Genomic DNA, 7,998 nt, shown 5'->3' with positions numbered 1-7,998 from the left:
CTGGACCTGCTGGTCGGCCAGTTGGCCATCGCGGTGGAGAATTGCAATCTCTTCGAGGCGTTGGAGCGTCAGAACCTGGCGCTGCGTCTGGCGTACGACGAAACCATTGAAGGTTGGGCGCGCGCCCTGGACTTCCGGGACAAGGAAACTGAAGGGCATTCCAGGCGGGTCACCGAACGGACGGTTGAACTCTGCCGGGCGTTGGGGTTACCTCCCGAGGATTTGCTGGATGTGCGCCGGGGGGCCTTACTGCATGACATCGGGAAGATGGCGATCCCGGATGTGATCCTGCTGAAAGCGGGACCACTCACCGAGGAGGAGTGGGTGGTTATGAGAAAGCACCCGGATATGGCAGTGGAGCTGCTCGCGCCGATCAGGTTTCTCCGCCCTACCCTGGACATCCCGCAGTGCCACCATGAGAAATGGGACGGGACCGGGTACCCGGCAGGACTCCGGAGCACTGCAATCCCGCTGACAGCCAGAGCGTTCGCGGTGGTGGATGTCTTTGACGCGCTCACGAGTGACCGTCCGTACAGGGCGGCGTGGACACTGGAGAGGGCGTTACAGCACATTCAGGCAGGAGCAGGCACGCATTTTGATCCGCAAATCGTAACCGTGTTTCTGGAGATGCTCCAGCAGACGTGAAGTCCACCCCCGTTCAGGCTTGAAATGCACCCACTGGCCGGCGGCGCGTCCGGAAGCCAGACAGCGACCCTCATATTGACGCTTTGCTCTGGTTGCCTCGGCCTTCATGCGCTTCTGGCGGCACCATGAACGGTCACTGTAAGAGCCCAGCCGTTACGCTGCGCCCGGTACGGAACATCGCCTGCCTCGGCTGGGCTTGACCCGCCGCATTATCACCAATCACAGCGCCCCGCCGCATTCCGCTGAACTCCCTGCATTCCTTGATTTCAGGCTGCCGCCTGAAACCAAGCAGCAGCTTACTCCACCCCGCCCCGACTGCACGCCCTTTGGAGCCCCATGACCCCTGCCCACGAAGACGCTCGCCTCGCTGAACTGCACCGCTTCGGCATTCTCGACACCCTTCCGGAGCCTCAGTTCGACCGGATCGTCGCACTCGCCGCCCGGTACCTGAACATGCCTGTCGCAGCGGTGTCGTTCGTGGACAAAGACCGGCAGTGGTTCAAGGCCCGCATCGGCATGGACGCCACCGAAACGCAGAAAAGCGAGTCCATCTGCGCGATCGCCATTCAGCAGGAAGAAGTGCTGGTGATTCCCGACGCCCGGAAAGACCCGCGCGTGAATGGCATGAACTGCGTTAGCGTCGACCAGATCGTTGGTTTTTATGCCGGTGCTCCGCTGCGCACACCCGACGGTTACCAGCTGGGCACCGTGTGCGTGATGGACAGCGTACCTCGCTCGTTCACTGCTGAGGAGGAGGGTGTCCTCGAGGACTTCGCAGCCCTGGTGATGGATGAACTGCGCCTGCATGTCACCGTGCAGCAACTGGGGGACCTCGCGCTGCTCGACTCCCTGACCGGTCTGCCCAACCGAGCGAACTTCCGTCAGCGCCTCACGCAGGCCATGCGCCGCGCGACCCTCAACAGTTCGAAAGTGGTGCTGGGCCTGATGGACCTCGACCGCTTCAAGCTCATCAACGACACACTCGGTCATGCCGCTGGCGATGAGGTGTTGCGCCTGACTGCCCATCGCCTGAGTGAATGCCTGGCGTCGAGCGACACGGTCGCGCGCATGGGCGGTGACGAGTTCGCCCTGATTTTCACGGATGTGGCTGAGGCTGCCAGCACCGAACGCATCCTGACGCGCATCCGTCAGGCCTTCAGCGCCCCGTTTCTGCTGGAGGATCAGGAAATCTACGTTCACTGGAGCCTCGGCCTGACCATCTTTCCTGACGACGCGGACCAGAGTGAAGCCCTGCTGACCCAGGCGGACACGGCCATGTACCGAGCCAAGCGTGCGGGAGGTGGCCACGCGTTTTTCAATGTGCAGCATGACCGGCGCACCCCGGCGGAGATGACGCTGCTGACGGGACTGCACCACGCTCTGGAACGCTGCGAATTCCGGCTGCACTACCAGCCGATCATTCATGCCGTCACAGGGGTAGTGGCGGGCTACGAAGCCCTCATCCGCTGGGAAGGCCCGGACGGCCTGGTGAGCCCTGCTGAGTTCATCCCGCTGGCCGAAGTGTCGGGTCTGATCGTCCCCATCGGGCAGTGGGTGCTGCGCGAAGCGGTCCGGACGGCCGCGCTGATCCCTCTCGGGCACATTGCCGTGAACGTCAGCCCCCTGGAATTCTCCCAGCCGCATTTCGTCGAGTACGTTGCGCGGGTGCTGTGCGAAGAAAACCTTGACCCCGGCCGGCTGTTGCTGGAAGTCACTGAGAACAGCCTGCTCGACCCTCGCCGTGCTCAGGATGTACTTCAGGACCTGCGCACGCTGGGGGTGCGGGTGGCACTGGATGATTTCGGGACCGGCTACAGCAGTCTCTCCGCCCTGGCCGGATTGCCGGTGGAAGTGCTGAAAATCGACCGCTCGTTCATGGCGCAGGTCGGGCAGCCCAGCCCAGAAGGCATGCGGGCCGCCGAACTGGTTCGTGCAGTCGTTGCGCTGGCGCGCGCCTTTGGGCTGGATACCGTGGCTGAGGGCGTCGAGACACAGGTGCAGGCGCGGGCCCTCTCTGAACTGGGCTGCACTTTTCTTCAGGGTTACCACTTCGGCCGCCCTGGCCCGCTGCCTCAACCAGCCGTGCACGGCGCACACGCTCCTGTCGCCTGAGCCCAGCACGATCAGCATCATGGACGGGCTCTGCTTGACACGGCCTTCCGTCTGCCCACGGTCGACAGCATGACGACATCCTGGACGGAGGGAGCGTCCTGTGGCAAGCCGAAGGTCAGGCTGACGTCCGGCGGACGTGGGGCACTCAGGGCTGAAGATGCTGTAGGGCAAACTCCGAGGCAGGAACAGGCCGGCCCAGAAAGTAGCCCTGCCCCACCGGACACGCCAGTGACCGCAGCACCTGCAACTGGGTGTCCGTTTCGATCCCCTCCGCCACAACCGCCGCGTCCAGTGCCTGACCCAGCGTCAGGGCACTCTGCACGAGCGCCTGATCCCTCACCCCGCCAGGCAGCGGGTGAACAAAGGTTCGGTCGAGCTTCAATTGCGCAATCGGCAGGTGCTGCAACTGGCTGAGGTTCGAGTACCCCGTCCCGTAATCATCCAGCGCCACCCGCACCCCCAGGGAGGCCAGCTGCTCCGCCTGCCGGCGCGCTTCCACAGGCTCCGAGAGCAGCACGCTCTCCGTGATTTCCAGGACCAGCCTCGAAGGTGACAGGCCTGTCTCCAGCAGGATCTGCTGCACCAGGGGCACGAACGTTGCTTCCTCCCACTGCCGCACCGACACGTTCACTGCCACCACCAGGTCCGGATGGCCAGCAACCTGCCAGCGCACTGCTTGCGTGCAGGCCTCCCGGAGGACCCAGGCGCCGAGCGGCACGATCAGGCCCGTTTCCTCCGCCAATGGAATGAAAGTAGCGGGCGAGATCAGGCGGCCGTTCGCTTCGCGCCACCGGACAAGCGCTTCCATCCCGATGATGGCCCCGGTTGCCAGGTCAACCAGAGGCTGGTAATGCAACTCGAACTCGCCGGTGTCCACGGCTCGGGACAGCTGCCCGCGTAGGTGGAGTTTGGCCTGCGCCGCGCGGGTCATGTCCTGGGCGTAAAAGCGGTACTGCCGCTTCCCGGCCGCTTTCGCCTGGTACATCGCGGTGTCGGCCGCGAGCAGCAGGGCTTCAGCGTCCTGCCCGTCGGTGGGGTATAAGCTGATGCCTACACTGCACCGCATATCCAGCGTAAAGCCGTCTACTTCGAAAGGGTGGGCGAGGGCGTCCTGAAGCCCTTGCGCCACCCGTGCGGCGTCCAGCGCGTCACGAAGCTCGGGCAGCAGGATGACGAACTCGTCCCCTCCGAAGCGGGCCACCGTGTCTTCGGACCGGAGGACCGTACATAACCGCTTTCCCACCGCTTTCAGGAGTTCGTCCCCCACCGCGTGCCCGAGCGAATCGTTCACCGTCTTGAACGCGTCGAGGTCCAGCACCAGCATGCCCACCGGGGTGCCATGTCGTTGGGCGTGCAGGAGGGCCTGTTTCGCCCGGTCCAGCAGCATCAAGCGGTTCGGGAGACCGGTCAGGGCGTCGTGATGCGCCAGATACTCACTGCGGACCTGGGCTTCCTTCGCCTGCAACATCGCCAGGCGCAATTCGAGTTCGTCGATCACGATAGCGGCCAGGTCCTGAAGGAAGGCTTGTTCCTCGGGGGTGAACGACCGCGGTCGATGGTCGTACACTGCGAGCACGCCGATGTTGTAGCCGTCCGGGGTGGTGAGCGGCGCGCCCGCGTAGGACCGGGCGCCTTCGTATTTCACCATGGGGTCATCCTGAAAACGGGGCGTGGCCAGGAGGTCCTCGACCACGAAGACGCCGTACTGCTTGATGGCTTCTCCGCAGCAGTTGCTGTCCCGGTCCATCTCGTGGATGTTGGTGCCGACCGTGGATTTCAGCCAGGCGCGCTGGGCGGCCACGAGGCTGATGATGACGACGGGGACGCGCAGGAGGGGTTTGACGAAGCGGGTGATGCGGTCGAATTCGGCTTCAGGTGGTGTGTCGAGGACCAGGTAGCGGTGGAGGTGGTCGAGGCGTTCCTGATCGTCTGGCGTGTCAGGATTCAACATTTTAATAGGTGTATCACTTCAGGGTGGAGTCAGCGCAGAAAAACCCTTCACAGATGAGCCGTTCGTGGCGTCCAGTGTCATGTGCAGGCCCGCAACGGAGCGAGCGCCAGCGTGAAGAAGACCGCGTCATACGTCAACTCAGGCAGAAGCGGTAAGGCACCGAAGGATATGTTCGGGTATCTCAGCCACACCTCAACTTTTCTTGGTGCCCTGAATGTGAGCAGTACGTCCCGGAACTCCTGCTGGACGTGTGCCTGACCTGTCTGGAAGGGGAGGGCGTTTGAATGGGCAGGCAGAGCAGCGTCCGTGTGAGTAGGAAAAGAGGGTGGCCTTATGGTCAGGATCTACGTCGAAACCGCTGGTTTCCAGACGAGCAGCAGATTTCCCGCCTGAGGCTTGAGGTTTCGGTAGCACCCCGTCAACGGCAACGACCTTCGTCAGATACAACCCCTGAACTCACGCCCCCTCAGCCGCGCGCAACGTGAAGTAAAAGCAACTCCCTTCACCGACGGTCGAGGTCGCCCAGAGGCGCCCCCCAGCCCGCTCCACGACCTTCTGACAGATGCTCAGCCCAAGCCCTGTCCCCTCGAACTTCTCACGGGTATGAAGTCGCTGGAAGAGCTCGAAGATGCGGTCCAGGTACTCCGTGTCGATCCCGATGCCGTTGTCCGACACCGTGAACTGCCACCACTCGCCTACCCGAGCGGCGCTCACATGCACCTCGGCCGTGACGCCTGGACGCGAGAACTTGACGGCGTTCCCAATCAGGTTCTGGAAGAGCTGCGCGAGTTGAGGCCCGTCACCCAGCACGACCGGCAGGTCTCCCCACGTCACCTGCGCCTGCGTTTCGGTCAAGCGACGCTCGAGACGCGCCAAGGCCTCCGAAAGGGGGGCGCGCACATCCACTGCCTGAAGTGGCACCTGATCCCCGTTCAAGCGTGAGTAGGTCAGGACGTCATCCACGATAGCCTTCATCCGCTCGGTTCCTTTGAGGGTCATGTCGAGAAACAACTGCCCTCGGTCATCGAGGGACTCGCCGTACCGGTGCTTGAGCAGGCCCACGAAACTCGCGACCGTCCGAATCGGTTCGATCAGGTCGTGCGACGTGATGTACGCGAACCGCTCGAGTTCCGTGTTGCTTCGCCGCAATTCCGAGTTGGCCCGTACGAGGTCCGCCGTGCGTTCCTGCACGCGCTGTTCGAGCGCTTCATTTACGTTGCGCAACTGCGCTTCGATCCGCTTGCGCTCGCTGATGTCCATGACCGTGCCGATGAACCGCACTGCACGCCCATCTTCAAAGAACGCCCGACCTTGAGCGACGATCCAGCGCTCCACACCGTCCTCCAGGCCGATCGTGCGGTGTTCGGTGTAATACTCACCCGGCCCGTCCGGTGCGAGGGCCACGTTTACGGCCTCTTCGACGCGCGCGAAATCCTCGGGGTGCACCCCTGGGACGAACACGGATTCGAAGGTCACCTCCGCCTCCGGGGAGAGTCCGAAGAGCGCTTTGGTGCGTGCATCCCAGCGGAGTTCGTTATGGACTGGGTCGTAGTCCCACGTGCCGATCGCCGCTGCCTGGGTCGCGACGCGCAGCCGGTCCTCACTTTCGCGGAGTGCAGCTTCTGCCGCTCGACGCTCGGTCAGGTCCTGCATAGCACCAATCATCCGCACGGCCCGCCCGTGTGGGTCGCGGAGGACCATGCCACGGTCATGCACTTCCGCATACGAGCCGTCCGCACGGCGAAAGCGGTACTCCTCCGACCAGGTGTCACTCACGCCGTCGATGACAGCGTGGATGCTGGATACCACCCGCTCGTGCTCCTCAGGGTGAATGTTCGACTTCCACCACGCGCCGGAGGGCCTGATCTCCTGCGGCGTGTACCCGAAGTGAGTCTGCACCGCCTCGTTCCACGAAATGTGATCGGACGCCAGGTCCCAGTCCCAGATCACTTCGTTCGTCGCGCGCACCGCGAGGCGGTACCGCTCTTCGCTCTCCTGGAGGGTGGAGAGTGCGGCGCGCCGTTCCTCTGCGTCAAGCAGCACCCCAGGAAAGGACAAAGGCGTGCCGTCCTGTGTGTGGTCAACCCGACCGTTCGCCTCAATCCAGTAGTACTGTCCGTCACGACGCCGCACCCGGTACTGATGCGCGTACGGCCCTCCACGCGCGATAGCCGTGTCGATCGCGCTGACGAGTTCGGGCTGGTCGTCCGGGTGGACGCTCGCGATGACCTGCTCGAGGCTGAGCCCATCGCGGCCCATCGCCGGGTCGAGGCCGAAATTCTCCGCGAACCCCTCATCGACGGTGAAGCGATCCTGGGGCAGATCCCAGAACCACGTGCCGAGAATCGCGCCCGCAGCCAGCGCGAGCTGCACGCGCTGGGCGTTTTCCCGTTGCGACCGTTCGGCGAGGATCTGCGCGGTGACGTCCTGCTCGGCCACTACACCACCAACGATTTTTCCGTCATCACCTCGGATCGGTGCGGCGTTGTTGAGGAAGAAGCGCCGCCCGCCGTTCGTGGATGCTTCGTCTCCAAACGGCTGGTACTCGATCAACTCACCCCGTACCGTCTCACCCTTGAGGAGCGCGCGCGCCAATGCCCACTTATCCGCCTTGATGCGCTCTGCGGTGCCCGGCCACCAGCCCACCCACTCGCCGTACTGCTCCCAGCTCGTCGTTTCGGGTGGTACGTTCCACAACTCGCGGTGCGCGGCGTTGTCGCGCACCAGGCGACCCGACGCGTCGGCGATAATGACGCCGACGGGCAACGCGTCAAGCACCGCGGAAAGCTGAGCTTCGGTGGCTTTGCGCTCCGAGATGTCCTCAACCACGCAGATCTCGTAATCGGGTCGTCCATGCGCGTCGCGCACCAGCGAAAGGGTCAGGCGCGTCCAGACGTCATGGCCGAACTTGTGGAGGAAGCGCTTCTCGACGGTGTAAGTATCGAGTTCACCGGCGGCCATGCGTTGGAATGGCTCAAGGTCGAGGTTCATGTCATCCGGGTGCGTGATGGCCGTCCAGGGCGTGGCGAGCAGCACCTCGCGGGAGTACCCGGTGATACGGCACAACGCGTTGTTCACCTCCAGAAAGCGCGCCCCTTCGAAAGCGACGCGTGCGATGCCGACGGCGGCGTGCTCGAACACCGCGTAGTATCGGTCCACGGTCACGCTGGCGCGGTCCACCCGCATGAGGGTGCTGGCGAGGCTGCTGGCGAGAGTAAGGAGGAACGTCCGTTCCGCTTCGGTAATGTCGTGATGCTCGAGGAAGCCGAGGGTGAGGACCCCGAGGGTCC

4 protein-coding genes are annotated in these 7,998 nt (G+C 63.8%); 2 read left to right on the top strand and 2 right to left on the bottom strand.

Features of this window, described 5'->3' with window-relative positions; translation table 11 throughout:
- The coding region (locus IEY49_RS20920; protein ID WP_229780964.1) for an HD-GYP domain-containing protein at positions 1 to 645 on the top strand (645 nt) is incomplete at its 5' end.
- Positions 646 to 981: 336 nt separating this feature from the next.
- On the top strand, positions 982 to 2,757 hold the full coding sequence (locus IEY49_RS20915) for a bifunctional diguanylate cyclase/phosphodiesterase (RefSeq protein ID WP_189012310.1): 1,776 nt from the start codon (positions 982 to 984) through the stop codon (positions 2,755 to 2,757).
- A 145-nt stretch (positions 2,758 to 2,902) separates the two neighbouring features.
- On the opposite strand, the gene IEY49_RS20910 is transcribed toward IEY49_RS20915, so the two are convergent.
- Positions 2,903 to 4,708, bottom strand: a complete 1,806-nt coding sequence (locus IEY49_RS20910; RefSeq protein WP_229780963.1) for a bifunctional diguanylate cyclase/phosphodiesterase — start codon at positions 4,706 to 4,708, stop codon at positions 2,903 to 2,905.
- A 456-nt stretch (positions 4,709 to 5,164) separates the two neighbouring features.
- The coding region (locus tag IEY49_RS20905; protein WP_189012308.1) for a PAS domain-containing protein at positions 5,165 to 7,998 on the bottom strand (2,834 nt) is incomplete at its 5' end.

The organism is Deinococcus malanensis (assembly GCF_014647655.1).
GTDB classification, from domain to species: domain Bacteria; phylum Deinococcota; class Deinococci; order Deinococcales; family Deinococcaceae; genus Deinococcus; species Deinococcus malanensis.
Note: the sequence above shows the minus strand (reverse complement) of the source record. Positions and strands in the feature narration are given on the sequence as shown.